Genomic DNA, 25,455 nt, shown 5'->3' with positions numbered 1-25,455 from the left:
GCGTAAGTCAATTCAACTGTTCAAGCATTGATTCGTATTTGCGGCATAGCTCTCAAAATGAACCGTGTAACAAGAGCTAACTCACAAAATGAACCGTGGTTTCTTTCGATTATATAATACTACAATAGTATTATATTAAATCTAAACAGAAGGAATTTGACGTGATATCGCATAAGCAGTTAGCAATTGATGCAGTTGAGTTAGTGACTCCTGCAATAGAACGTCTTTTTGATCGAACTAATCGAAAAGAGCTTCATATTGTCATTATGGATCCGACTATAAAACCGTGGGAGTCACGTTTTGAAGATGCCATTCTGTATCAATCTTCTCTGGGTAACCCTGAGCAATGGGCTATTCCATTTGATCAACTGGCTAGAAAAAAAGCACATCAAGCATGGCGAGAGGGTTGTGCAAATATGAATCTTCAAACATTGCATCCAACGTCGTTGCACCATGGTGACGTACTTTTTTATGGGTCCTTTGTATATGGCAACATTGTAGTTGCTTGCAGTGGGGTAGAGCAGTGGTTTGATATGTTAGTAAGTGGTTGGATTGCAGTGGCCATCGAACAGTTAGCAATACATGACTATCAAACTACAAAAGTAAAAAATCCAACTCAAACTTATAGAGATTAATTAATACAATTTATTTAATAGAAAGGGAATATAAAATGAAAAAGTTATTGAAAACAGCCTTGATTAGCGCCGGTTTATTAATGTCAGCAAGTTCTTTTGCTGCTGACTATCCTTCAAAAAATATACGCTTAATTGTGCCATTTGGCGCAGGTGGTGGTACTGATGCGGTAGGGCGTACATTAGCCAATAGCGCTAAAGATATTCTAGGTACAAGTATTTCAGTTATGAATCGTACCGGTGGTGCAGGAGCAGTAGGGATGAGCTTTGGTGCTCGCCAACGTGGGGATGGTTATACGTTAACAGTAGTAACTCGTGAAATAGCATCTTTGCCGCAAATGGGATTGATGCAAAACACTGCCGATGATTTTAAATTAATTCGTATGGTTAACTTAGATCCTGCGGTTATTTTAGTACCTGCCGATAGCCCATTCAACACGGTCAATGACTTAGTGGCTGAAGCTAAAAAAATGCCAGGTAAAGTTAAGTTTGCATCAACCGCTGCACCAAACTTCTACTTAATGGCTTTAGAGCAATCACAAGATATTAAACTTAATGCCGTTCCTTACAATGGTTCGTCGGAAGCAATTCCTTCTGTATTAGGTCACCACACACAAGTCACTATGGTAACGCCAGGTGAAGCGATCGCTCAATTACGCTCTGGTCAGCTTAAAGCATTAGGTGTGATGTCAGAAGAACGTATTTCTTATATTCCTGATGTAGCAACATTAAAAGAGCAAGGTATCGATGCGACCACGGGTACATGGCGCGGTATCGGTGCACCAAAAGATACACCAGATGAAATCATTGAAATCTTAGGTAATGCCTTTGACCAAGCAATGGCGTCGGCTGAATTTAAAGACTTTATGGCAAAAGGTGCAATGACAATTCACCCACTTAAAGCACAAGAGTTTACTGATTTTGTAAAACAAGATGAGAAAGTGTTAAGTCAATTTATTAAATAACCCCTACTACAAAAACCAAGGAATAGGCCTTGGTTTTTGTTTCTCATGACTGAGCGCAATAGCGTTTATTAGCGAGTTTATTATGCTTAATCGTAATATTTTTTTTCCCAGTTTAGTTATTTTATTGAGTCTGATCTTCTTAGTGTTCATCTCTCAATTTCCTGAGCCTCGATACCAAGATGCACCCGTGGGAGCTGGCTTTTTTCCTGCGGTAATAGCTGTCCTTCAAATCATTATTTGCAGTGTGTTAATTTTTCAATATAAGCAAAAACAAAACAATCAAAATAAGCCTAAACAGCAAGAGACAAAAGAGATCCCACTAGTCTCTAAGCATTCTATTTTTGGTTTTACGCTGCTGATTGGTTATGCAGCGCTGATCACCCTAGTTGGCTATCTACCTGCTAGTTTGGTTGGTTTTACTTATTACTTGATCTATTACCGCGTTAAAAAGCCCCTTTATTATGTAATTGCGTGGATATTTGTATTCACTATCTATTTTCTGTTTGGTGAAGTTTTTGTTATTTCACTGCCAGAAGGTTTACTTTTTTTCTAGGTTATTATTATGACAGAATATTTATTAAGCGGGTTTGCTTCTGCGTTTAGTATGGCGGTTTTCCCTGTTTTAGTGTTTGGAGTATTGGGCGGCGTGATATTAGGTGCCTTACCCGGTTTAACTGCAACCATGGGGGTAGCTATATTACTGCCTTTTACTTTTGGTATGGACGCAACACCGGCATTAGTGATGCTGATTGGTGTTTACATCGGCGGTATTTACGGCGGTTCGATTGCTGCTATTTTATTAAAAACCCCTGGTACGCCAGCTTCAGCTGCGACCGTGCTTGATGGCCATACGATGGCGATTAAAGGTTTAGCTGCAAAAGCATTAAGTATTGCCGCTGTGGCTTCTTTTATTGGTGGGTTAATCAGTACCGTAGTATTAATTGCGGTAGCGCCTGTTCTCGCTGACTTTGCGCTACGTTTTAATGCACCTGAATATTTTGCATTAGCCTTATTTGGTTTAACCATTATTGCCAGTGTTTCCGCTAAAAATATTATGAAAGGGTTATTAGCAGGGACCATTGGATTGTTGGTCTCAATGGTGGGATTAGACCCCATTAGTAGTGTGCCTCGCTTCACTTTTGGTGTGATGGATTTATACAGTGGTATTAATATTATTCCGGTGTTAATTGGCTTATTTGCAATCGCAGAAGGGTTAAATCAGCTTGAGAAAATGTCTAGTGATAAACAAGAGATGCCCCCTAAATTTAGTTACAAATTACTTAGCTTTGCTGATTTCAAAAAGATATTACCGACGAGTATTAAAAGTGGCTTAATTGGTACTTCAATTGGTTCAGTTCCTGGAGCCGGTGCAGATATTTCAGCCTTTGCTTGTTATAACGAAGCGAAGCGTGTGGCGAAAAATCCAGAAGAGTTTGGTAATGGGTCAATGCATGGACTAGCGGCTGCAGAGTCAGGCAATAATGGTGTTACTGGTGGTTCTTTAGTACCGCTACTCACTTTAGGTGTGCCAGGTGATGCGGTATCAGCTGTATTATTAGGCGCGCTAATTGTACAAGGGTTAACACCCGGCCCGTTACTGTTTACACAAAATCCTGAAATTGTTTATGGTATTTTTAGCTCGATGATTGTGGCAAATATTGTGATGCTGATTATCGGCTTTCTGGGTATCCGCTTCTTTTGTCGAATCATTGAAGTGCCAAAAATTCTGATGATCCCGATTATTATCTTTTTGTCTGTGATTGGTGCCTACGCTATCAATAACTCTATGTTTGATGTGGGTATTGCTATTACTTTTGGTTTATTAGGCTTCCTATTAAACAAATTAGACATTCCTTCATCGCCTATTCTATTAGCGATTATTTTAGGGCCGATGGCAGAAACAAATTTACGTAAATCATTAATTATGTACGAAGGCAGTTGGTCATTCTTATATGACCGCCCGATTGCTTTAGCGTTTATTTTGTTTGCTATCTTCTCAGTTTATTCAACAATTAAGCTTAAAAAGAAAGAGCGTTTAGCAGAGAAAAAATAAGTGATTCATAAGCTCACTTTTTGATATAAAAAAGGCCCAGTAAAAGATTGCTGGGCCTTTTATTATTAAGGGTAGGCGTTATCTTTGTATTGATTATTTAGCGCATAAAGCTGGCTAAAAAACATGTTAATTTAACGCTTTATTTATTTTATAAACATGATCTTATTTTTTCTTTTTTTTGTTATTTATTTAAATGGTCTTACCAATTGTTTATTTTTGAACAGTTTCTATGTGTAGCTGGCTTCATTCATCATTTAACTTTGATTTGGATCATAAAATTCTAGACATAAATTGTTAATTTTGTTAATTTCTATGTGCAATTATTAATTGGTAATACCATTTTACATTTTGATGTTACCAACGCGTCACAATAACCTGTGCGATTAACTGATTTAGGGCTTTCATGACTTACGCAAAAATTAAACAACCTAAGCTTGCAGATGTGATTGAATCACAACTAGAAAGCATGATTCTAGAGGGGAGTTTAGAGCTAGGTGAGAAGTTACTACCCGAGCGTGAGTTGGCTAAACAGTTTGACGTGTCTCGTCCTTCATTGCGTGAAGCTATTCAACGTTTAGAATCCAAAGGATTGTTAACACGTCGTCAAGGCGGTGGCACTTATGTTAAAGAAGAGCTGCGAGCACAATTAACGGATCCACTATTTGAATTATTAAATACCCACCCTGAATCAAAGTATGACCTATTAGAATTCCGTCATGCAATTGAAGGGTTTTCTGCTTATTATGCTGCTTTACGTGGTACTTCTGATGACTTTAATAAAATAAAAACAAGTTTCACTGCTATTGATATAGCTAATGCTGCTGGTAACATCGAACAAGAAATTGCTTCGGTTGCGCAGTTTTATCTTGCGGTTATTGAAGCATCACATAATGTGGTATTTTTACATCTAGCGCGTGGCATCAATCCATTATTACATCGTAATATCTCGGATAATGTTAAACAGTTGTATTTATACCCTGAAGTGGCTAAAAAAATTCATCAGCATCGTTTACAGTTAGTGGATGCTATTTTATCAAAGCAACCGATGAAAGCGAAAGAAGCATCAGATCAACATCTGAATTATATTGAAGAAACACGTTTAGTTATGTTACGTGAAGAGAGTGCTTTTAAACGCGAGTTAGGCGGCTTTTGAAACAAACTGCCGTTTTATAGTATGACGGGCACAGTTTTACTGTGAAAATATACTTATATAAATAACTATTTAGATTACTTATTGCCGAAATGGCATACAAACGTGCTGTGAAGCAGGTAGTGGTTAATGTAAATAATTATAAAACAACGCTTGGCTTTCGGGCTGAGATTATCTAGTGATATAGAAGGAAAGTGTCATGACTGACATCCTAAAAGATATTGATGCGCAAGAAACTTCTGAATGGCTTGAAGCATTAGCAACCATTCTTGAAGATGAGGGCTCAGAACGTGCTCAATTTATTCTTGAGCAAGTGATGGATAAAGCACGTAAAGAAGGTGTTAATTTGCCACACGGCATCAACACTAATTATGTGAATACTATCCCATCTGACCAACAACCTGCTTACCCAGGAGATCTAAAAATAGAACAACGTATTCGTTCAATCATTCGCTGGAACGCGATCATGATTGTTATGCGTGCTTCTAAAAAAGACTTAGATCTTGGTGGACACATGGCTTCTTATCAGTCAGCTGCTGCATTTTACGAAGTATGTTTTAACCACTTTTTCCGTGCACCAAATGAAACAGATGGCGGTGATTTAGTTTATTACCAAGGTCATATTTCTCCTGGTATTTATGCACGTGCATTTCTTGAAGGTCGTCTAACTGCTGAACAGTTAGATAACTTCCGTCAAGAAGTAGATGGTAAAGGTTTACCTTCTTACCCGCACCCAAAACTACTTCCTGAATTTTGGCAGTTCCCAACGGTATCGATGGGTCTTGGTCCGATTGCAGCTATCTACCAAGCGCGTTTCTTAAAATACCTTGACGGTCGTGGTTTAAAACCAACGTCTGCACAACGTGTTTATGCGTTCTTAGGTGATGGTGAAATGGATGAGCCAGAATCTCGTGGTTCACTATCATTTGCTTCTCGTGAAAAATTAGATAACTTATGTTTCTTAATTAACTGTAACTTACAACGTTTAGATGGCCCTGTAATGGGTAACGGTAGTATCATTCAAGAGCTAGAAGGCCTATTTACAGGTGCTGGTTGGAATGTTGTTAAAGTAATTTGGGGCGGTAACTGGGATGCCTTAATTGCTAAGGATACGTCTGGTAAATTATTACAATTAATGGAAGAAACTGTTGATGGTGATTACCAAACATTTAAATCTAAAGATGGTGCTTATGTTCGTGAGCATTTCTTCGGTAAATACCCTGAAACGGCTGCACTAGTTGCAGATATGACTGACAAAGAAATCTTCGCACTTAAACGTGGTGGTCATGATTCATCTAAACTGTACGCTGCATTTAAAAACGCAGAAGATACAGCGGGTAAACCAACAGTAATTTTAGCTAAAACAGTTAAAGGTTACGGTATGGGCGCAGCGGCTGAGGGCAAAAATATTGCTCACGGCGTGAAGAAAATGACTGAAGAGCACATCGAAACGTTACGTGACCGTTTAGGTCTACAAGACTTATTAAGTGATGAGCAAGCGGCAACACTACCTTACTTAACACTTGAAGAAGGCTCTGAAGAGTACAACTACTTACACGGTAAACGTGAAGCATTATTAGGTTACACACCTAAGCGTCTTCCTAAGTTTACTGAAAAACTAGCTGTGCCTGAATTAGATAAATTCTCTGCATTATTAGGTGAGCAAAAACGTGAAATTTCAACAACAATGGCTTACGTACGTATCCTAAATGTGTTGTTGAAAGATAAAGGTATTGGTAAAAACATCGTACCAATCATTGCCGATGAAGCACGTACATTTGGTATGGAAGGTCTATTCCGTCAAGTTGGTATTTACAACCCACACGGTCAAGAATACACACCAGAAGATCGTGGCGTCGTTTCTTACTACAAAGAAGCAACATCTGGTCAAGTATTACAAGAAGGTATCAATGAACTTGGTTCTATGTCTTCTTGGGTTGCTGCTGCAACGTCATACAGTACTAATGACTTACCAATGATTCCATTCTACATCTACTACTCTATGTTTGGTTTCCAACGTATTGGTGATATGGCATGGATGGCAGGTGATCAACAAGCACGTGGTTTCTTATTAGGTGCTACTGCTGGTCGTACTACGCTAAATGGTGAAGGTCTACAGCATGAAGATGGCCACAGTCACATTCAAGCAAATACTATCCCTAACTGTATCTCATATGACCCAACATTTGCTTACGAGCTAGCAGTTATCGTTCAAGACGGTATTGAGCGTATGTACGGTGAGAAACAAGAAAATGTTTTCTATTACTTAACAGTAATGAATGAAAACTATGCAATGCCAGCAATGCCTGAAGGGGCTGAAGAAGGTATCCGTAAAGGTATTTACAAGTTTGCTTCATTGCCTGGTAAGAGCAAAGTACAACTACTAAGTTCAGGTACCATCATGAACGAAGTACGTGCTGCTGCAACTATTCTAAGTGAAGAGTATGGCGTTGCTTCTGATATCTTCTCTGTGACTTCATTCAATGAATTAACACGTGACGGTCAAGACGTTGAACGTTTTAACATGTTAAATCCTGAAGCTGAGCAAAAAGTACCTTACATCACATCTGTATTAGGTGATGAACCAACGATTGCTGCAACGGATTACATGAAGAACTATGCAGAGCAAGTACGTGCATTTATCCCTGCTGATTCATACAAAGTACTAGGTACTGATGGTTTCGGCCGTAGTGATAGCCGTGAAAACTTACGTCGTCACTTTGAAGTTAATGCCGGTTACGTTGTTGTAGCTGCGTTAACTGAGTTAGCAAAACGTGGTGATGTTGAGCGTAAAGTCGTTACTGAAGCGATTGCTAAGTTTGATATCGATGTAAACAAAATCAACCCATTATTTGCATAAATCAGTCTCGGTGTTAGTCAAACCTAACACCGACTTTTATTGATTAGGAAAATTATTATGTCTGAATTAAAAGAATTTTTACTACCTGATATTGGTGCTGACGCGGCTGATATTACTGATATCTTAGTTGCAGTTGGCGACACCATTGCTGAAGACCAAGATGTATTAACGATTGAAGGCGATAAAGCGTCAATGGACGTACCTTCATCAGTTGCTGGTGTAGTTAAAGAAATTAAAGTAAACGTTGGTGACAGCGTTTCTGAAGGTAACCTAGTGTTAATCGTTGAAGTTGCTGGTTCTGCAGCTGCTGAAGCACCTGCGGCCGCTGAAACTCCAGCACCCGCGGAAGAAGCTGCACCTGCAGCAGCTACTGCTGTTAAAGAATTATGTGTTCCTGATATCGGTGGTGATGAAGTTGAGGTGACTGATATCCTTGTTGCTGTTGGCGATACGATCACTGAAGACCAAGATGTTATTACTGTTGAAGGTGATAAAGCATCAATGGACGTTCCTGCGCCATTTGGTGGTGTAGTAAAAGAAATTAAAATCGCAACGGGTGATAAAGTATCTGAAGGATCTTTAATTCTATTAATTGAAGCTGAAGGCGATGCACCTGCTGCGACACCAGCTACTGCCTCTGCACCAGTTGAAGCGCCTAAAGCTGCACCTGCTGCGGCTCCAGCTGCTCCTGCAAAAGTTGAAGTTGCACCTGTTAGTGCTGCGATCAAGGCTTCTCCATCGGTACGCCGTATTGCACGTGAGTTCGATTTAGACTTAAATGCAATCGCTGCTTCTGGCCCTAAAGGCCGTACAACTAAAGAAGACGTACAAAAATTCGTTAAAGCACAATTACAAGCTGCTAAAAACGGTGGCGGTGCTGGCGCTGGTGGTTTAGCTGTTGCTGCTTCACCTAAAGTAGATTTTGCTAAATTTGGTGAAGTGGAAGTTAAAGAACTTTCTCGTATCCAAAAAATATCTGGTCCTGCTCTACATCGTAACTGGGTAACTATTCCACATGTTACACAGTTTGATGAAGCTGATATCACAGATTTAGAAGTGTTCCGTAAAGAGCAAAATGCAATTGCTGCAAAACAAGATCTTGGCGTTAAAATTAGCCCATTAGTATTCATGATGAAAGCAGTCGCTAAAGCGTTAGCGTTATACCCTAACTTTAACTCTTCTTTATCTGAAGATGGTCAAAGCTTGATCCTTAAAAAATATTACAACATTGGTATTGCAGTAGACACGCCAAATGGTCTAGTTGTACCGGTTGTTAAAGATGTATTAAACAAAGGTATTTACGACATTTGTCGTGAAATTGGTGAGATTTCTAAGAAAGCACGTGCAGGTAAATTAACATCTAAAGATATGCAAGGTGGTAGCATGACTATCTCTAGCCTTGGCGGTATCGGTGGTACGCAATTTACACCTATTGTTAATGCACCTGAAGTGGCTATTTTAGGTGTTTCTAAATCTGCTATGAAACCACTGTGGAATGGTAAAGAGTTTGAACCTCGTTTAATGGTTCCACTTGCGCTTTCTTATGACCATCGTGTAATTGATGGTGCTGACGGTGCACGCTTTATTACTGCTGTTAACAACTACTTATCTGATCTACGTACCCTGATCTTATAATCTTTGTTAACTAGGTCGGCATTTGTGCCGACCATTCATTTTACATTCATATAACATTTGAATAGACTATAAACCCTATTTTGAGTGTTCGTTTATTGAGGTCAACATGAGTAAAGAAATTAAAGCACAAGTTGTTGTATTAGGTTCTGGCCCTGCGGGATACTCTGCAGCATTCCGTGCCGCAGATCTAGGTCTAGAAACTGTATTAATAGAAAAATATGAAACGCTTGGCGGTGTTTGTTTAAACGTTGGTTGTATTCCTTCTAAAGCATTACTACATGTGTCTAAAGTAATTGAAGAAGCAAAAGCATTATCTGAACATGGTGTACTATTTGGTGAACCATCAACAGATATCGATAAAATTCGAATTTGGAAAGAAAAAGTAGTTTCACAGCTAACTGGCGGCCTACAAGGCATGGCTAAAATGCGTAAAGTAACCACGGTTAACGGTTGGGGACGCTTTACTGGCGCGAATACTATCGAAGCTACAAACCGTGAAGGTGAAGTAACAACAATCACTTTTGATAACGCAATTATTGCTGCTGGTTCTCGCCCTGTTAAACTTCCGTTTATTCCACATGATGACCCACGTGTTTGGGATTCTACTGATGCATTAGAGCTTAAATCAGTACCAAAACGTTTACTTATTTTAGGCGGTGGTATCATCGGTCTTGAAATGGGGACTGTTTACAAATCATTAGGTTCAGACGTTGATGTTGTTGAATTTGCAGACCAATTAGTACCTGCTGCCGATAAAGATATCGTGCAAGTTTATACTAAGAAAGTTAAAAATAAATTCAATATCATGCTTTCAACTAAAGTGACTGCTGTTGATGCAAAAGAAGATGCGTTATACGTTTCTTTTGAAGGTAAGAATGCACCTGCTGAAGCAAAACCTTACGATGCTGTATTAGTTGCTGTTGGCCGTGTACCTAACGGTCTTACTGTTGATGCTGAAAAAGCTGGTATTAAAGTAACAGAGCGTGGTTTTATTGAAGTTGATAAGCAAATGCATACTAATGTACCGCATATCCATGCTATCGGTGATATTGTTGGTCAACCAATGTTGGCTCATAAAGGTGTGCATGAAGGTCATGTTGCTGCTGAAGTTATTGCTGGCAAAAAACATTACTTTGATCCTAAAACAATTCCTTCAATTGCCTACACAGAGCCTGAAATGGCTTGGGTTGGTGTAACTGAAAAAGAAGCAAAAGAGCAAGGTCTTAACTACGAAAAATCAGTATTTCCTTGGGCGGCTTCAGGTCGTGCAATCGCATCTGATTGTTCAGATGGTATGACTAAGCTTATCTTTGATAAAGATACGCACCGTATTATTGGTGGTTCTGTTGTTGGTACTAATGCTGGTGAATTACTAGGTGAAATTGGCCTAGCAATTGAAATGGGTTGTGATGCTGAAGATATTGCATTAACAATTCATGCACATCCAACATTACATGAATCAGTTGGTTTAGCAGCAGAAATTTATGAAGGTTCAATTACTGACCTTCCAAATGCTAAAGCAGTAAAACGTAAATAATACTCGTTTTATTTCTAGCATATTAAAAAGCTTGTTGCCTTAGGGTCGCAAGCTTTTTTTATGGGAGAAGGTTTTTCAGCGCTTTATATCATATGGTTTATGCATTCCTGTTTTCATTGATACTGCTTTCATTGATACTGCTTTCATTGGTACAGATCGATATTGTAATGGCTGATAGAGCCTTGAACGAAATATTTCAATAAGTTAGTAAAATCGATTGCTAGAATCAGAAGCTAATAGGCGCAATATAAGCAACCTTCGTAACGGTTTAATACAATGTGGTTAGCAAGCTTATGATACGGGCTTGGCTTGCATTAACGGGGCTTGAACTGGTGTGGTGATATGGCGGTGGGAAAATATGAGCTAAAGCGGAGAGAGTGTTATTACTGTTACAAAAAAGGGCTACTTATTATAGTTGATTATAAGATTTCTCTTACTCAACCAAAATAAATAACCCATATCTACTTTAAGTATCTAAGTGACTATTCAAGTTACTATTCAGTTACTCTATAACACTTAATCTTAATACGTTACAACATTCTAACTGCGACAGGTTTACCTGTGTATTTAGTGCTCATCTCTTGAGTCGGAGGAACAAAGTCAGTCAGGTTAATACCTTCTACTGCTGCTTTGTACTCTTCGATTGAAGGGAAGCGGCCAAGTACAGCTGAAAGCACAACTAAAGGTGTTGAACCAAGTAATGATTCACCTTTCTTCTCTGCTGAGTCCGCTACTACACGACCTTGGAATAAACGCGTTGAAGTGGCGATAACCGTATCACCAGGTTCTGCTTTCTCTTGGTTACCCATACATAAGTTACAACCTGGGCGTTCTAAATACATAATATTTTCGTATTTAGTACGTGCCACACCTTTAGGGTTTACATCATCAAACTCGAAACCAGAGTATTTTTGTAAAATTTCCCAGTCACCTTCAGCTTTAAGCTCATCAACAATATTGTACGTTGGTGGTGCAATCACTAAAGGTGCTTTAAATGATACGCTGCCATTTTGTTTTTCAATATTACGTAACATTTGAGCAATAATTTGCATATCACCTTTATGTACCATGCAAGAACCAACAAATGCTAGGTCAACAGGTTTAGACTTGTAGAACGAAACAGGACGAATAACATCATGCGTATAACGTTTAGAAACGTCTTCATTATTTACATCAGGGTCGGCAACCATCGGCTCGTCGATAGCATCTAAATCAACAATCACTTCAGCGTAGTATTTAGCGTTATCATCTGGTGATAAAGCAGGATTAGTACCTGATTTTATTTCTTCGATACGTTTGTCAGCTAAAGCAATTAAACCTTGTAGTGTCTTCGCTTTATTATCCATTCCCTTGTTGATCATTATCTGGATACGGCTTTTAGACAATTCAAGAGACCCAACTAATGTATCATCCTGAGAAATACAGATAGAAGCTTTCGCTTTCATTTCTGCTGTCCAGTCAGTGAATGTAAATGCTTGGTCAGCTAATAACGTACCAATATGCACTTCAATTACACGACCTTGGAAAACGTTATCGCCAAATTGCTTAAGCATTTGTGCTTGTGTTGCATGCACAACATCACGGAAATCCATATAAGGTTTCATATCACCTTTAAAGGTAACCTTAACTGATTCTGGAATTGGCATTGTTGCTTCACCTGTTGCAAGTGCTAATGCAACTGTTCCTGAATCGGCACCGAATGCGACACCTTTAGACATACGGGTATGTGAGTCACCACCAATAATGATTGCTTGATCATCAACAGTAATATCATTCAATACCTTATGAATAACGTCTGTCATCGCTGGGTATAAACCTTCAGGATCTCGTGCAGTGATCAGACCAAACTTGTTCATGAAACTCATCAACTTGGGAATATTAGCTTGCGCTTTACTATCCCATACCGATGCAGTGTGACAACCGGATTGGTAAGCGCCGTCAACCGTTGGGGATATAACCATCGCAGCCATAGACTCTAATTCTTGAGAAGTCATTAAACCCGTTGTGTCTTGAGAACCAACGATATTAACGGTAACACGTACGTCAGAACCTGCGTGCAGATTTGATTCAGAAGCAACACCGACTGCATTTTTATTGAATATTTTTTCAACTGCTGTAAGACCTTGGCCTTCATGTGAGATTTCTTTAGATGGTGCATAAACAGGCTGTAATGGAACACCTAAAGTTTCAGCTGCAAAGTTTTGTAGTTTTTTACCAAAAACGATTGCGTAAGAACCACCGGCTTTCATGAATTCAACTGACTGCGGTGTGAAAGCTGAAGAAACGTCCACAAGCTCTTTGTCACCGTTGTATAGTTTTTTCGTTTTAGTATTAATCGTCAGTACTGTGCCTGTTTCTACAGAATAGACTTGCTCTAATACTGGGTCACCATTTTCATTAAGCACTGTTTTGCCATCTGCATCGGTCTTTTTAACCCAGTTTTTAAGGTCTAAACCAATACCGCCAGTTACACCAACAGTTGTTAAAAATATTGGAGAGATACCATTCGTGCCAGCTACAACGGGAGCAAAGTTTACAAAAGGAATGTAAGGACTTGCTTGTTCACCTGCCCATAAAGCCACGTTGTTAACGCCAGACATACGAGAAGAACCCACGCCCATAGTTCCTTTTTCAGCAATTAACATTACTTTTTTGCCTGGATATTGCTTTTGTAGTGCTTGAATATCTGCTTGTGCTTCTGGAGAAATTAAGCATTTTCCGTGTAGTTCACGGTCTGAACGTGAATGTGCTTGATTACCTGGTGATAATAAGTCAGTAGAAATATCACCTTCACCAGCGATGTAGGTAACCACTTCTATTTTTTCAGCTATTTCAGGGAGTTTGGTGTAAAAGTCTGCTCTGGCATAACTTTCAAGAATGTCTTTAGCGACCGTATTACCTGCTTTGAAGGCTTCCTCTAAGCGGCTTGTGTCTGCTTCATACAAAAATACTTGTGTTTTTAATACTTCAGCGGCAGGGTGTGCAACTGATAAATCGTCAGATAATGCTAAATCAAGAAGAACTTGAATTGAAGGTCCACCTTTCATGTGTGACAACAACTCAAAAGCAAATGTAGGGGAAATTTCTTCTACTACAGACTGGCCTAAAATAATTTCTTTTAAAAACTCAGACTTAACACCTGCAGCGCTCGTTGTGCCCGGTAAAGTGTTATAGATGAAAAAATGCAGTGAATCTTTACGGTACTCATTATTTACATCTTTAATTTGAGCAATTATTTCAGATAATAATTCAGCACCATCAATCGGCAGAGGAGCCAATCCAAGATCCTTTTTACGACTTTCAATTTCCTTGATGTACTCTATATATAGATTCATTTAAAACTCTCTCTAGCTATAATGTGCTAACAATATTGTCATCATTAGCAAGGACAAAATTCAGCAGTAGTTTACCTTATTTTTCTACCACTAAGAATCATTTGCTTAATTTAACATTAAATTAACATTAATCTTGTGATTTATGCCTGATAGAATAAACACTTATATTAATCTTATTAAATTATTACTCATTCCGTTAACGCTTTGTCTTGCTCTCTCCTGTGTATATTTATTTTTTGGCTATGAATGATAACGGCCATACATAATTAAAATTTAATGCCTAAGAAAGGTAGGATTTTACTATAAAAATGATTCTGTTTAATGATAACTGTGCCGCTTATTTTCTTTTATTACGAACTATTAATTGTTATAAATATGATTATTTCTTGGTCATACACTACGCATTTAAACAAACACTATCGTGAGACGGTTTATAGCAATATTTTTTTTAAATATTAGAGAAATGATTTACTTGGTAAGTAGGATAAAAGGAGCGCAAGTCAAAAGCTGATTTGCTAAAGCTAAGGCTGTACTAGTGGCTTGAAAGATTGAGTTTTTACTATGAAATTTATACTGTTTTTAGAACAATTAAAGCTGCTTTAAGCAACTTATTAGATTTTTTATTTGCATGATATAAAACTTACCCTATAGTAAATGTTTATGATAAAATTATTACAAAATTATGATGATCATGAAATACGTTTGTGTTTTTATGTTAATTTGATAATATGTTTGAGATTATATAAGAGATTGCTCAAGCAGTCCGAAAATTAAAATAAAAAATAGTCAAATCCACAGAGATTGGCATTTATATAAAACAAAAAATGGGTACTATTATTATGTTAGAAAAAAGTTTAATTGTGGGTGAATTCCACATTGATACAAGCCAAAACAGTTTAATTCACGGAAGTCGAAAAGTTTACTTAGGTCCATTACGTACATCACTATTACATTTTCTATGTAAAAACGTAAACACTGTGGTTACTCGCGAAGATCTAGCTCAACATGTATGGGGACGTCTAGTGACAGACCATACTATCAATCAACATATTTCTCAACTACGCAAAAGTGTAGGTACTTTAAGTCTTCATGGTTTAAATATTTCTACTATTCCTAAGCGTGGCTACATTGCACGAATGGAAGGGTTAGCTGTTTCTGAAAGTACAGTATCTCCAATGGCTCAAGGCGATTTAACTGCAAATGCTATTACGAATATGAAAGTATTAGTCGTTGAAGGTGAAGCGGAAGGTCGTATTCAACTAATTGAACAACTTGAAGCATTAAATGTTTCTTATGTTGAAGGTGTTGCTACTAGTGTAGAAGCTGAACGTTCAATTGCGCTACAGGATTTCGATTTAATCATTGTTGATGCATTATTAGCGGATTGCTCTGGTATCGAGTTAATTAAGTCAATTCGTACTGGTAAAACATCTGCATCTGCTGATATTAGTATTCTAAACTCTCATCATGATGTACAGCGTGAGTTATTAGGCTTAAATAGCCTATTGGACGTTCAAGGTTTATTATTAAAACCATTTGAATCGAACCGTTTGAAGCAAATGCTAATGGTAGCAAGTAAATCTAATGTGTTATTAAAACCACAAGCAGCTTATGAACTAATACCAACTAATGTTGTTGCGACTGCTCAACTAAAAGTAGCAGTTAATTCTTAGTCGTTAACTTTTAGTAGTTAACTAACGTGTAGATAAAACAAAGCCTTTGCATCAGCAGAGGTTTTTTTTGCCTAAAATATCATTGACACTCATTAACTACTGCACTTCGCACTATTACTCATCAAAACTATTAATTCATGGTTTCACATAAATTTCCATGCAGCTATTCTAAAACTGTTTATACTTCTGCTATTAAATAAATGAAAAGAGATTAACGTAATGGAATTTGACTTCAAAAAAGACTATTTCAGTGATAAAGCGACAGTGAAACTGTCTATGGGTCATGAAGCATTTGGAACATGGTTAGAGCAAGAAGGTCAAAAAAAAGGCTGGGTAGAAGCATTAATAACTGTGATTGAACAATTGCAGCAACGTGAAATAACAGAGTATAAATTAATAGGTAGTGAATTTTGTTTATACTTAAATGCAGAAGAGGCAAGTATTATCAATCATAGCTTACATCATTCAGAGTCTGATTTAGAGGATGCAAACGATTTGAGTTTTTATGATCAAGAAATCCAAGCTGAATGTGGATTGGAGGATTTTTTGAATTTAGTGGAGTCTTGGTTAGATTTTATCTGAGCCTGAGATTGCTAAAAATGATCACAAATAGACAACCGCTTATTTTAATATCAACTTGCTTTAATTGAAAAAGTAAATGGTTGTTTATCTGAGCTGAAATGTATATTTTGAAGGTGTATCGGTTATATAAAAACAGGATCAGTGTCGTAATACTAATGTAGCCATACCTAAGAATGAGAATAGACCAATGACATCAGTTACGGTTGTTAATGCCATCCCACCCGCTAATGCAGGATCTATTTTATATTTATGCATCAATAGCGGGATACATACGCCCGCAACACCTGCAATTGACAGATTGATGAACATCGCGCCAGCAATAATATAACCGACTTGCATATCTCCTTTCCAGAGAACAACTGCAGTAGCTACTAATACCGCCCAGATCATACCATTTAATAGCCCTATGGCGGCCTCTTTACCAATTAACCAACGCGTATTACTGCTACTAATATGTCCAACAGCGATACCACGAATAACTAAGGCTAATGTTTGATTACCCGCAATACCGCCCATGCTAGGAACAATGGTCATTAATACAGCAAGCGTTGCTACTTGCTCTAAAGTGGCTTCAAACATATTGGAAACAGAAGCGGCAATAAAAGCGGCAATTAAGTTAACTGATAACCATACCGTACGACGCTTAGCACTTGGTAAAATGGGAGCAAAGGTATCTTCGTCATCATCCATACCCGCCATACCCATCATTGAGTGCTCCGCATTTTCACGTATAATATCAACGACATCATCGATGGTAATACGTCCTAGCAGTTGTTTATTCTTGTCGATAACAGGGGCAGAAATCCAATCATGTCGTTCAAATAGCTTTGCTATTTCATTTTCTTCCATTAAGACTTGTAGTGGTTCAGTGTCATGATTCATCACTTCACTAATAATAGAGGTAGGCTCTACAGTTAATAAAGTAGATAAGGAAACATCGCCAAGCAGTTTGTTATCAGTATCAACAACGTATAAAGCATCGGTAGTATCGGGCAATGAACCTTTTAAACGTAAATAGCGCAAAACTACTTCGATAGTGACATCGGGGCGAACGGTTACCGTATCGGTATTCATCATTGAACCGGCGGTATCTTCTGGAAAGGCGAGAGCTAATTCGACGCGTTGTCTATCTTGTGCATCCATTTGTTCTAATACAGCACGATAAACTGTATCGGGAATACCACGAAGGACATAGGCCAAACCGTCGGTTTCCATGCCTTCAGTCGCTGCGACTAAATTATCAGTGCCCATTAAATTAATGATGCCATCTTTTGCATCTTCGTTTAATTCTTCGAGGATTTCCCCGTGTTGATCATGGTCAGTTAAATTCCATAATACTTTACGGTTAGCTGGAGGAGAAGATTCTAATAGAAAGGCAACATCACAGGCTGGCATTTTGTCCAAAATACTGCGTGCTCGGACAAACATTCCACTATCGAGTGCTTTATTAACTTCTTGAAGTCGTAGCTGGGTATTATCAACCTTAGTGTTTTCCAGCATACGAGCTCCTTTTTATTATTCTTCTTCTAAGAACTTATTTTCTATGAGTTCTGTGACGGCTTGCATCGCTTGTTTTGCTTCTGGGCCTTTGGCTTCAATTTTAATTTCTTGACCAAAACACGTTTCTAATACTAATAACCCTAAAACACTGCCTGCATCCGCTTGTTTACCATTATGAGTGATGATAATTTGCGCATCAAAAGCATTGACGAGTTCAACTAATTTGATGGTTGCTCGAGTGTGTAGCCCTAGTTTATTTTGTATTGTAATTGTTTGCTTAATGATATCCAACAGGAATTACTCCTTTAAACATTTGTGTTCAATTTGTACTTGGTATTTGTGTTTGAAACGTGCTGCTATTTGTTCTGTAACATAAACTGAGCGATGTCTACCACCGGTACAACCGATAGCAATCGTGACATAGTTTCTATTGTTTTGTTCTAAATGCGGTAACCAAGTAAGGAACAGATTTTCGATATTAGTGATTGTTTCTTTGACTAAAGGAAATGTATTCAAATAATCTTGGATCAGCTTATCCTTGCCAGAATATTGTTTTAAATTCTTTTCCCAGTAAGGATTTGGCAGAAAACGTACATCAAAAATATAATCAGCATCTTCGGGATGTAAGTGTTTAAATCCAAAAGATTGAAAAATAACTAATACATTGCTTTTACTAGACCCTTGCAAGTAAATCTTAAGGTGTTCGTTTAAGTTGTGAACGGAGAGCGAGGTGGTATCAATTGAAAAAGCAGCCAATGCTTTCAAAGGAGCAAGCATTTCGTTTTCTAATTCTAAGGCCTGAGATAGTGATAACTTTTGTTTGGACAGCGGGTGTAAACGTCGAGTTTCGCTATAACGTCTAATTAACTCACTGGTTAATGCGTCGATATAGATAATTTCTAATTCGACTTTTTGTTGCAGTGATTCAATCAGCTTTTTTATCGCATCAACGTCAGAGGGCATGTTGCGGATGTCTAAACTGACTGCTACTTTGTTATCTTTAGGATCTACCGTATCAACCAATTGTTCTAATAATTGATATGGGACCCCGTCAATGCAGTTGTAGCCTAAATCTTCTAGGACATGGAGGGCAATTGTTTTTCCTGAGCCTGATCGACCACTAATAACAATTAACTTCATATGCGCTCCTAAATTTTATAGGGTTAATAACTCAAATAGCTTTTCATTCGTCTTTGCGCTGCGTAATTGACGCAGAAATTGCTTATCTAACAGTTTTTGGCTTATTTCTGACAACGCAGCAAGGTATTCTTTACACAGATCCTCAGGAACAAATATAGCAAATAATATATCTACTTTGTTACCGTCATATGAATCATAATCGATACCTGATTCGCATTGCAAAAATACCGCTGTCGCAGGGGAGTCGCTAGATATTTTAACATGAGGAAGCGCAATGCCAGAGCCTACACCTGTAGAACCGATTTTTTCGCGGGCAATTAAACTTTCGAATAATTCCTGTGCATCTAAATTTAACTGCTCTGCAGCAATAATACTGATTTTTTCTAATGCACCTTTTTTACTGGTGCATACCGTTTGGCAGAAGACGGAATCTTTATTTAATAAAGTAGATATTTTCATAATATATTTAACTGTATTCAACGAACGCGCGAGTTTAGCAGGTTAGTATTAAATGACTATAGTTAATCTCATTTTTATTTGCACTGCTCACTATTTAAAGTAATTGTTTACGTTGGTTAGAAGGCGGAATACCTAAAGATTCACGATATTTTGCAATAGTGCGTCGTGCAACCTGAATACCTTTTTCTTCTAATAATTGTGTTATCTTATTATCACTTAAGGGTTTATTTGTCGGCTCTGCCGCGACTAATTTTTTAATTAATGCACGAATCGCTGTTGATGAGCATTCACCGCCGCCATCCGTTGCAACATGACTTGAAAAGAAAAATTTTAATTCATAAATACCACGTGGAGTATGCATAAATTTTTGTGTTGTCACTCGGGATATGGTCGATTCATGCATTTCTACTTCAAAGGCAACATCATTTAATACCATCGGTTTCATGGATTCATCGCCATATTCGAAAAAGGCTTGTTGCTGTTGAACAATACAGTTAGATACTTTTAATAAAGTTTCATTACGACTTTCTAAGCTTTTAATAAACCATTTCGCTTCTTGCAAGTGACCTTTAATAAATTGTGAGTCAGTTTTGCTGATATTACCTTTACATAGACTAGCATATTGCTCGTTTATAGATAAGTTAGGGTCGCAATCTTGATTTAATGAAACACGCCATTGTCCGTTTATTTTTTTAACGTAAACATCAGGTACGATATATTGCGTTTCACTGGTTTCAATACTGTTACCAGGCCTTGGTTCTAAGCTCTGAATTAAACGCATTATTTCAGATAATTGGCTTTCTTTGAATTTGCTTTTTCTGGCTAATGTTCGATAGTCTCGATTACCGAGTAACTCCATATATTGCTCAAGAATTAAAATAGCTTCTTCGCGCCAAGGAGTGCTATCAGGTAATTGGCGTAGTTGAATTTGTAAGCATTCTTGAGTTGAACGTGCGGCAACGCCTAACGGATCAAAATGTTGAATACGTTTTAATACTACTTCAACTTCATCTAACTCTAAGCCTTCAAGATCAGCTTCTAAACTTTCTAGAATGCTTTCACAGCTTGTTGTTAAATAACCAGACTCATCAATTGAATCAATGATTGCCATGGCAATAACTTGATCGGTTTCAGTAAAAGGAGTGAGTTGCATTTGCCATAACAAGTGATCCTGTAATGAAGTCGAGGACTCACCTTGATAAACGGAATCTTCGCCGTCATAAGCTACAGCATTAGAGCTAGTACCTGTGATAGGTGTCGATGTGTATGACTCTTCCCACTCTTTTTCTGCCGGTAAATCATCGGAAAATTCTTGTTGTGAGATAGCCTCAGAAGTATCAAGTTGGCTACTGTCAGATTCTTTAACTGTTTCTTCTGAACCCGTTTGATCATCTTGTTCTAAGAGAGGATTGGAATCTAGCGCGTTTTGAATCTCTTGTTGTAGATCGAGTGTTGAAAGCTGCAACAATTTTATTGCTTGTTGTAATTGAGGAGTCATCGCTAATTGCTGACCCATTTTCAATTGTAAACCTTGTTTCATCAAAACATATATTCCTAGAACTTATTGCTCAATTAAAAATAACTATACCTTAAAGTTTAAATTCTTCACCTAGATAAACGCGTTTTACATGATCGTTTGCTAATATTTCGTCTTGCGTCCCAATAGCTATAATTTCTCCGTGACTTACGATATAAGAGTGCTCACACACGTCCAAGGTTTCACGGACATTATGGTCAGTAATTAATACACCTAATCCACGGTCTCGCAACTGTTGGATGATATTCTTAATATCGATAACCGAAATAGGGTCGACACCAGCAAAGGGTTCGTCAAGTAAAATAAATTTAGGTTCAGTCGCCAAGGCGCGCGCAATTTCAACTCGGCGGCGCTCGCCACCTGATAAACTCATGCCTTTATTATCTCGAATATGTGTAATATGAAACTCTTCGAGTAGCGTATTCAATTTTTCGTCTCGCTGTGCCTGCGTTAATTCTTTACGAGTTTGTAGAATACCCATGATATTTTCTGTCACAGTCAAGCGACGAAAAATAGAAGCTTCCTGTGGTAAGTAACCAATACCTTTTTGCGCTCGAATATGCATGGGATCACTGGATATATCTTGATCATCAATGATAATAGAGCCTTGATCTTGTTTAACTAAGCCAACAACCATATAAAATGAGGTGGTCTTACCTGCACCGTTAGGCCCTAATAAACCGACGATTTCACCTGTTTTAACTGTTAACCCTACACCATTAACAACAGTTCGGCCTTTATAGCTTTTTACTAATCCTGTCGCACGTAATTCAGCCATCTTTATTTTTCCTCTTTTATTGTTTTTGGTGTAGAGGAATTAGATGACTTTTTAGTTTTATCTTTTTCAAATTGAGCGGGTAAAAAAATCGTCTTAACACGTTCCTGCTTTGCTTTATCGGTGCTGACATTAAGCTCTTGAGACTCTAGGAAGTAGACAATTTTAGCGCCATTAATCTGGCTATCTAATTGTTTTATTTGCGCATTTTTGGTTAACGTTATTGTACCTTTTGCGACGTCATAAAGAATATGTTTTGCCTGTGCATCTAACGGTTTACCATCATCTTGAGTTTGATAGAAAGTAGCCAAATTACCTTCAGCTATCATCGTCTCATGGTTAGCTTGTTTACCACGTACAACAGTAAGTTTATCGGCTGTAATTTTAATTGAGCCTTGGGTAAGCAATACTTCATCGGTAAAGATGATGGTATTACTTTTCATGTTAGCATGTTGTTTTACCGATGAAACGTGAATAGGTTGATCAAAGTCAGACTCAATTGCAAGTGCACTTGCACTGAACAATGTGAAAGAAATAAGTGAAACTGCTAATTTATTTAGATTCATTAAAATATACCGCTTTTGTATTCGAATTAAGTGTCATTTCTTCTGTTTCCATCGATGCCCACATACCAACTCCTTGCTGACGCATTTGTGGTCCAGTCCAATTGACTTGTAATGGTGTGGTGATAATTTTGCTATCTAGCATCACCGTGGCTTCATCAGTAGACATTGTTTGTACGATCTGATCTTTACTTAAGTTTTCAATCAATACTTTACCTGAAAGTATCAATTTATATTTATCCGTTAACGTACCGTTTAGGCTAGTTAATTGCCATGTGGAAACGACACCGGTTTGTCTGTTTTTGTTATAAACGATGACTTTAGGCGACTCAAAGTGAGTTGACTCATCTTCCGAATAGTTAGTCATTTTATCTGCAAAAACACGATAATCATTAAACCCCAGTTGATCATAATGCTGGCTTGTCACATCATCGGCGATATAACTTGGATGGTGCTCTGGTAATGAGGGCACCTCTGTTTCTGGTTTAATATACACCCAAAATACAAAGGCGACGATTAAAGCAATAAAAGGAATGCTTTGACGTTTATTCATTTATTCACTTTTACCTTGCGTCATAGATAGTTGACCATGGCATTGTAGGAATAGGTCACATATTTCACGTACCGCACCAAATCCACCTTTGGTTGTTGTCACTAAATCTGCCTGCTGAATCACCAACGGATGAGCATCATTAACAGCGACACCTAATCCAGAAAGCATCATGGCAGGTAAATCCACAACGTCATCACCGATATAGGCCGTTTGTTCTGGCGTTAATTGTAATTGCTCAAGTAATGAATGATAAACCGTTAACTTGTCATCTTTACCTTGAAAAATATGTTTAATACCTAATGCACTCATTCTATTTTTTACGATATTAGATTCTCTGCCTGTAATAATCGCAACATCAATACCTTGTTGCATGATCGCTTTTAATCCAAAACCGTCTTTTGTATGAAATGCTTTTAATTCTTCACCATTATTTCCCATATAAATTCGACCATCTGAAAAAACACCATCAACATCACATACAAAAAGTTTTATTTTTTGTGCTCGTTGAAAATTAGTTGTGCTGATTTTTCCATAGGGTGTATCGATCATTTATAGGCTCTTTTTTAAATAGGTGGTGATTTTAGGGTAAAAATATCAAAATGTGTACATTAAGGCGAGCATTGTTTACTTGAGTATTTAACTGTCATCATAACAAGACTGCTTATTTTTAAATAGCGTAAACAAGACTAATACTTAGATTATTTAATTAATTCACTGACTAATCGATTAATGAACAACCTATATTAATTGAAAATAACCGCTATCCTCTGACTAATTTTTGCTTTTTTAGAACTTTATGGGGTAAATTCGCTCTAAATTGATACTTTACTGACTTTATCGTCGATTATTAATTGCCTTTCTTGTCTGAATTATTAGACTGAGCTTTCGTTTCCTTAGAGAAAATGTATTCATGCCAACATCACACATTGTTATCAATCAACTTAGTTTCTCGCGCCAGCAAAAGAAAATATTTGATAACCTCGATATGCAATTTGAACGAGGTAAAATTACTGCCGTGCTTGGGCCAAGTGGAATAGGTAAAACTACCTTATTAAAATTAATCGGTGGACAGATCCCCGCGGACAGTGGCGAAGTTATTTTTAATGGCACATCTATTCACCAATGTTCACAAAAAGCGCTTTATGAAGTTAGAAAAAAAATGGGGATGTTATTTCAAAGCGGTGCTTTATTTAATGATCTGACTGTATTTGAAAATGTCGCCTTTCCGCTACGAGAACATACTCAGTTAGATGAAAAGCTCTTAACAACATTAGTGTTAATGAAACTCAATGCCGTCGGTTTACGTGGTGCAAAGGATCTGCATCCCTCACAATTGTCAGGGGGGATGGCGAGGCGTATTGCGTTAGCACGTGCGATTGCGCTAGATCCTGAAGTGATCATGTATGATGAACCTTTTACTGGTCAAGATCCTATTTCAATGAATGTATTATTAAAACTAGTAAAACAACTTAATGATACCTTAGGCTTGACCTCCATCATTGTTTCTCATGATGTCAATGAGGTGCTATCGATTGCTGACAACGTGTATGTATTTGCAGAGAAAAAAATCATCGCTGAAGGCTCTGTTGAGGAAGTGTTAGCGCAAAAAGATAATGCATTATTACAACAATTTTTAGCTGGTGCAGTGCAAGGTCCTGTTCCATTTCATATGCCTGCTGATGACTATCAAGCAGACTTAGAAAAGGCGAATCTATAATGCAACAAGGGGGACTGCAATTGTTACAAAATATTGGTGCATTTACGTTACAACAAATCGGAGGTGCTGGGAAATCGGCGTTGATGTTTTATCGTACGTTATTTACTAAGCCTCACCCTAAATTATTTAGTTTGTGTATTAATCAACTATATCATTTAGGTATTTTATCCTTACCTATTATTGTCACTGCCGGCCTGTTTATTGGTATGGTGCTGAGTTTACAAGGTTATTATGTCTTAGTGGATTATGCGGCGGAAGAAAGTTTAGGTAGCATGGTTGCGCTATCATTATTACGCGAACTAGGGCCTGTTGTCGCAGCCTTGCTATTTGCTGGAAGAGCCGGCTCGGCATTAACCGCTGAAATTGGTTTAATGCAAAGTACTGAGCAAATTGCGAGTATGGAAATGATGGCGGTTTCTCCATTAAAACGAGTTATTGCACCACGCCTCATTGCAGGTATTGTTGCATTACCTTTATTAACACTTATTTTTAATGTTGTGGCTATCTGGGGCGGTTATTTAATTGGTGTGAGCTGGATGGGGATTGATGGTGGTGCTTTCTGGTCGGTTATGGAAGGCAGCGTTAATTTCGGTCCTGATGTGCTCAATGGTATAATCAAAAGTCTTATCTTTGCTGTTATTGTTACTTGGGTTGCTTTATTTAATGGTTTTCACGTTATCCCTAATGCACAAGGCATTAGTAGAGCAACCACAAAAACCGTGGTGTTAGCTTCATTACTCGTTTTAGGAATGGATTTTTTACTAACTGTTATTATGTTTGGAGGCTAAA

22 protein-coding genes are annotated in these 25,455 nt (G+C 37.8%); 12 read left to right on the top strand and 10 right to left on the bottom strand.

The window, feature by feature from the left end; genetic code table 11:
* Positions 1–161 precede the first annotated feature (161 nt).
* From H5084_RS01910 to lpdA, 8 genes are all read left to right on the top strand, one after another.
* Positions 162–635 (top strand): hypothetical protein, encoded by a 474-nt coding sequence (locus H5084_RS01910; RefSeq protein WP_028867481.1) that lies wholly within the window; start codon positions 162–164, stop codon positions 633–635.
* A 35-nt stretch (positions 636–670) separates the two neighbouring features.
* Positions 671–1,597 (top strand): tripartite tricarboxylate transporter substrate binding protein, encoded by a 927-nt coding sequence (locus H5084_RS01905; RefSeq protein WP_028867482.1) that lies wholly within the window; start codon positions 671–673, stop codon positions 1,595–1,597.
* Between the two features lie 82 nt (positions 1,598–1,679).
* Entirely contained in the window at positions 1,680–2,150 is a 471-nt protein-coding gene (locus tag H5084_RS01900; RefSeq protein WP_028867483.1) for a tripartite tricarboxylate transporter TctB family protein, read from the top strand.
* A 9-nt stretch (positions 2,151–2,159) separates the two neighbouring features.
* Positions 2,160–3,650 (top strand): tripartite tricarboxylate transporter permease, encoded by a 1,491-nt coding sequence (locus H5084_RS01895; RefSeq protein WP_182689361.1) that lies wholly within the window; start codon positions 2,160–2,162, stop codon positions 3,648–3,650.
* Between the two features lie 403 nt (positions 3,651–4,053).
* Positions 4,054–4,803: a pyruvate dehydrogenase complex transcriptional repressor PdhR gene (gene pdhR, locus H5084_RS01890; RefSeq protein WP_028867485.1), complete on the top strand. Its 750-nt coding sequence runs from the start codon at positions 4,054–4,056 to the stop codon at positions 4,801–4,803.
* A gap of 196 nt (positions 4,804–4,999) precedes the next feature.
* Positions 5,000–7,660 (top strand): pyruvate dehydrogenase (acetyl-transferring), homodimeric type, encoded by a 2,661-nt coding sequence (gene aceE / locus H5084_RS01885; protein ID WP_182689360.1) that lies wholly within the window; start codon positions 5,000–5,002, stop codon positions 7,658–7,660.
* Positions 7,661–7,717: 57 nt separating this feature from the next.
* Positions 7,718–9,295, top strand: coding sequence for a dihydrolipoyllysine-residue acetyltransferase (gene aceF / locus H5084_RS01880; protein ID WP_182689359.1), 1,578 nt, complete (start codon positions 7,718–7,720; stop codon positions 9,293–9,295).
* 106 nt (positions 9,296–9,401) lie between these two features.
* On the top strand, positions 9,402–10,832 hold the full coding sequence (gene lpdA, locus H5084_RS01875; RefSeq protein ID WP_182689358.1) for a dihydrolipoyl dehydrogenase: 1,431 nt from the start codon (positions 9,402–9,404) through the stop codon (positions 10,830–10,832).
* A gap of 530 nt (positions 10,833–11,362) precedes the next feature.
* Here lpdA and H5084_RS01870 read toward each other — a convergent pair.
* Complete coding sequence (locus H5084_RS01870; RefSeq protein ID WP_182689357.1) at positions 11,363–14,167, bottom strand: bifunctional aconitate hydratase 2/2-methylisocitrate dehydratase; 2,805 nt, start codon at positions 14,165–14,167, stop codon at positions 11,363–11,365.
* Positions 14,168–15,006: 839 nt separating this feature from the next.
* Between H5084_RS01870 and H5084_RS01865 the strand changes: the two genes are divergently transcribed.
* Together H5084_RS01865 and H5084_RS01860 are read left to right on the top strand one after the other, a co-directional pair.
* Positions 15,007–15,840: a winged helix-turn-helix domain-containing protein gene (locus H5084_RS01865; protein ID WP_028867489.1), complete on the top strand. Its 834-nt coding sequence runs from the start codon at positions 15,007–15,009 to the stop codon at positions 15,838–15,840.
* A gap of 219 nt (positions 15,841–16,059) precedes the next feature.
* Positions 16,060–16,422: a YacL family protein gene (locus H5084_RS01860; RefSeq protein WP_028867490.1), complete on the top strand. Its 363-nt coding sequence runs from the start codon at positions 16,060–16,062 to the stop codon at positions 16,420–16,422.
* A gap of 138 nt (positions 16,423–16,560) precedes the next feature.
* On the opposite strand, the gene mgtE is transcribed toward H5084_RS01860, so the two are convergent.
* The 9 genes from mgtE to kdsC all read right to left on the bottom strand — a co-directional run bounded on the left by mgtE (position 16,561) and on the right by kdsC (position 23,498).
* On the bottom strand, positions 16,561–17,922 hold the full coding sequence (mgtE, locus tag H5084_RS01855; RefSeq protein ID WP_028867491.1) for a magnesium transporter: 1,362 nt from the start codon (positions 17,920–17,922) through the stop codon (positions 16,561–16,563).
* A gap of 15 nt (positions 17,923–17,937) precedes the next feature.
* Entirely contained in the window at positions 17,938–18,213 is a 276-nt protein-coding gene (locus H5084_RS01850) for an HPr family phosphocarrier protein (protein WP_182689356.1), read from the bottom strand.
* Between the two features lie 6 nt (positions 18,214–18,219).
* Positions 18,220–19,062, bottom strand: coding sequence for an RNase adapter RapZ (gene rapZ / locus H5084_RS01845; protein WP_028867493.1), 843 nt, complete (start codon positions 19,060–19,062; stop codon positions 18,220–18,222).
* 15 nt (positions 19,063–19,077) lie between these two features.
* Positions 19,078–19,521, bottom strand: coding sequence for a PTS sugar transporter subunit IIA (locus H5084_RS01840; protein ID WP_182689355.1), 444 nt, complete (start codon positions 19,519–19,521; stop codon positions 19,078–19,080).
* Between the two features lie 94 nt (positions 19,522–19,615).
* Entirely contained in the window at positions 19,616–21,061 is a 1,446-nt protein-coding gene (locus H5084_RS01835; protein WP_028867495.1) for an RNA polymerase factor sigma-54, read from the bottom strand.
* Between the two features lie 49 nt (positions 21,062–21,110).
* The gene (gene lptB / locus H5084_RS01830) at positions 21,111–21,836 is read right to left on the bottom strand and encodes an LPS export ABC transporter ATP-binding protein (protein ID WP_028867496.1); all 726 of its coding nucleotides are present in this window, start codon (positions 21,834–21,836) and stop codon (positions 21,111–21,113) included.
* Between the two features lie 2 nt (positions 21,837–21,838).
* Positions 21,839–22,399 carry a lipopolysaccharide transport periplasmic protein LptA gene (lptA, locus tag H5084_RS01825; RefSeq protein WP_182689354.1) on the bottom strand — a complete coding sequence of 187 codons (561 nt, stop codon included), beginning with the start codon at positions 22,397–22,399 and terminating at the stop codon, positions 21,839–21,841.
* A complete protein-coding gene (gene lptC, locus H5084_RS01820; protein ID WP_028867497.1) occupies positions 22,386–22,949 on the bottom strand; it encodes an LPS export ABC transporter periplasmic protein LptC in 564 nt (187 codons plus the stop codon). Before lptC ends, lptA begins: the two co-directional genes overlap by 14 nt.
* On the bottom strand, positions 22,950–23,498 hold the full coding sequence (kdsC, locus tag H5084_RS01815; RefSeq protein ID WP_028867498.1) for a 3-deoxy-manno-octulosonate-8-phosphatase KdsC: 549 nt from the start codon (positions 23,496–23,498) through the stop codon (positions 22,950–22,952). It lies immediately after the preceding gene.
* A 361-nt stretch (positions 23,499–23,859) separates the two neighbouring features.
* Between kdsC and H5084_RS01810 the strand changes: the two genes are divergently transcribed.
* Positions 23,860–24,666 (top strand): ATP-binding cassette domain-containing protein, encoded by an 807-nt coding sequence (locus tag H5084_RS01810; protein ID WP_028867499.1) that lies wholly within the window; start codon positions 23,860–23,862, stop codon positions 24,664–24,666.
* Positions 24,666–25,454, top strand: coding sequence for a lipid asymmetry maintenance ABC transporter permease subunit MlaE (mlaE, locus tag H5084_RS01805; RefSeq protein ID WP_037070800.1), 789 nt, complete (start codon positions 24,666–24,668; stop codon positions 25,452–25,454). The genes H5084_RS01810 and mlaE overlap by 1 nt, the downstream gene beginning before the upstream one ends.
* The last annotated feature ends 1 nt before the right edge of the window (position 25,455 follow it).

Origin of the sequence: Psychromonas sp. SR45-3, from assembly GCF_014163575.1 — a bacterium.
Lineage (GTDB): Bacteria > Pseudomonadota > Gammaproteobacteria > Enterobacterales > Psychromonadaceae > Psychromonas > Psychromonas arctica.
This window is presented reverse-complemented; position numbering and strand designations above follow the sequence as displayed.

Excerpts from the sequence above, each read along its gene's own strand:
- H5084_RS01905 (WP_028867482.1), top strand. The coding sequence starts at position 671 with ATGAAAAAGTTATTGAAAACAGCCTTGATTAGCGCCGGTTTATTAATG.
- H5084_RS01900 (WP_028867483.1), top strand. The coding sequence starts at position 1,680 with ATGCTTAATCGTAATATTTTTTTTCCCAGTTTAGTTATTTTATTGAGT.
- H5084_RS01895 (WP_182689361.1), top strand. The coding sequence starts at position 2,160 with ATGACAGAATATTTATTAAGCGGGTTTGCTTCTGCGTTTAGTATGGCG.
- pdhR (WP_028867485.1), top strand. The coding sequence starts at position 4,054 with ATGACTTACGCAAAAATTAAACAACCTAAGCTTGCAGATGTGATTGAA.
- aceE (WP_182689360.1), top strand. The coding sequence starts at position 5,000 with ATGACTGACATCCTAAAAGATATTGATGCGCAAGAAACTTCTGAATGG.
- aceF (WP_182689359.1), top strand. The coding sequence starts at position 7,718 with ATGTCTGAATTAAAAGAATTTTTACTACCTGATATTGGTGCTGACGCG.
- lpdA (WP_182689358.1), top strand. The coding sequence starts at position 9,402 with ATGAGTAAAGAAATTAAAGCACAAGTTGTTGTATTAGGTTCTGGCCCT.
- H5084_RS01870 (WP_182689357.1), bottom strand. The coding sequence starts at position 14,167 with ATGAATCTATATATAGAGTACATCAAGGAAATTGAAAGTCGTAAAAAG.
- H5084_RS01865 (WP_028867489.1), top strand. The coding sequence starts at position 15,007 with ATGTTAGAAAAAAGTTTAATTGTGGGTGAATTCCACATTGATACAAGC.
- H5084_RS01860 (WP_028867490.1), top strand. The coding sequence starts at position 16,060 with ATGGAATTTGACTTCAAAAAAGACTATTTCAGTGATAAAGCGACAGTG.
- mgtE (WP_028867491.1), bottom strand. The coding sequence starts at position 17,922 with ATGCTGGAAAACACTAAGGTTGATAATACCCAGCTACGACTTCAAGAA.
- rapZ (WP_028867493.1), bottom strand. The coding sequence starts at position 19,062 with ATGAAGTTAATTGTTATTAGTGGTCGATCAGGCTCAGGAAAAACAATT.
- H5084_RS01840 (WP_182689355.1), bottom strand. The coding sequence starts at position 19,521 with ATGAAAATATCTACTTTATTAAATAAAGATTCCGTCTTCTGCCAAACG.
- H5084_RS01835 (WP_028867495.1), bottom strand. The coding sequence starts at position 21,061 with ATGAAACAAGGTTTACAATTGAAAATGGGTCAGCAATTAGCGATGACT.
- lptB (WP_028867496.1), bottom strand. The coding sequence starts at position 21,836 with ATGGCTGAATTACGTGCGACAGGATTAGTAAAAAGCTATAAAGGCCGA.
- lptA (WP_182689354.1), bottom strand. The coding sequence starts at position 22,399 with ATGAATCTAAATAAATTAGCAGTTTCACTTATTTCTTTCACATTGTTC.
- lptC (WP_028867497.1), bottom strand. The coding sequence starts at position 22,949 with ATGAATAAACGTCAAAGCATTCCTTTTATTGCTTTAATCGTCGCCTTT.
- kdsC (WP_028867498.1), bottom strand. The coding sequence starts at position 23,498 with ATGATCGATACACCCTATGGAAAAATCAGCACAACTAATTTTCAACGA.
- H5084_RS01810 (WP_028867499.1), top strand. The coding sequence starts at position 23,860 with ATGCCAACATCACACATTGTTATCAATCAACTTAGTTTCTCGCGCCAG.
- mlaE (WP_037070800.1), top strand. The coding sequence starts at position 24,666 with ATGCAACAAGGGGGACTGCAATTGTTACAAAATATTGGTGCATTTACG.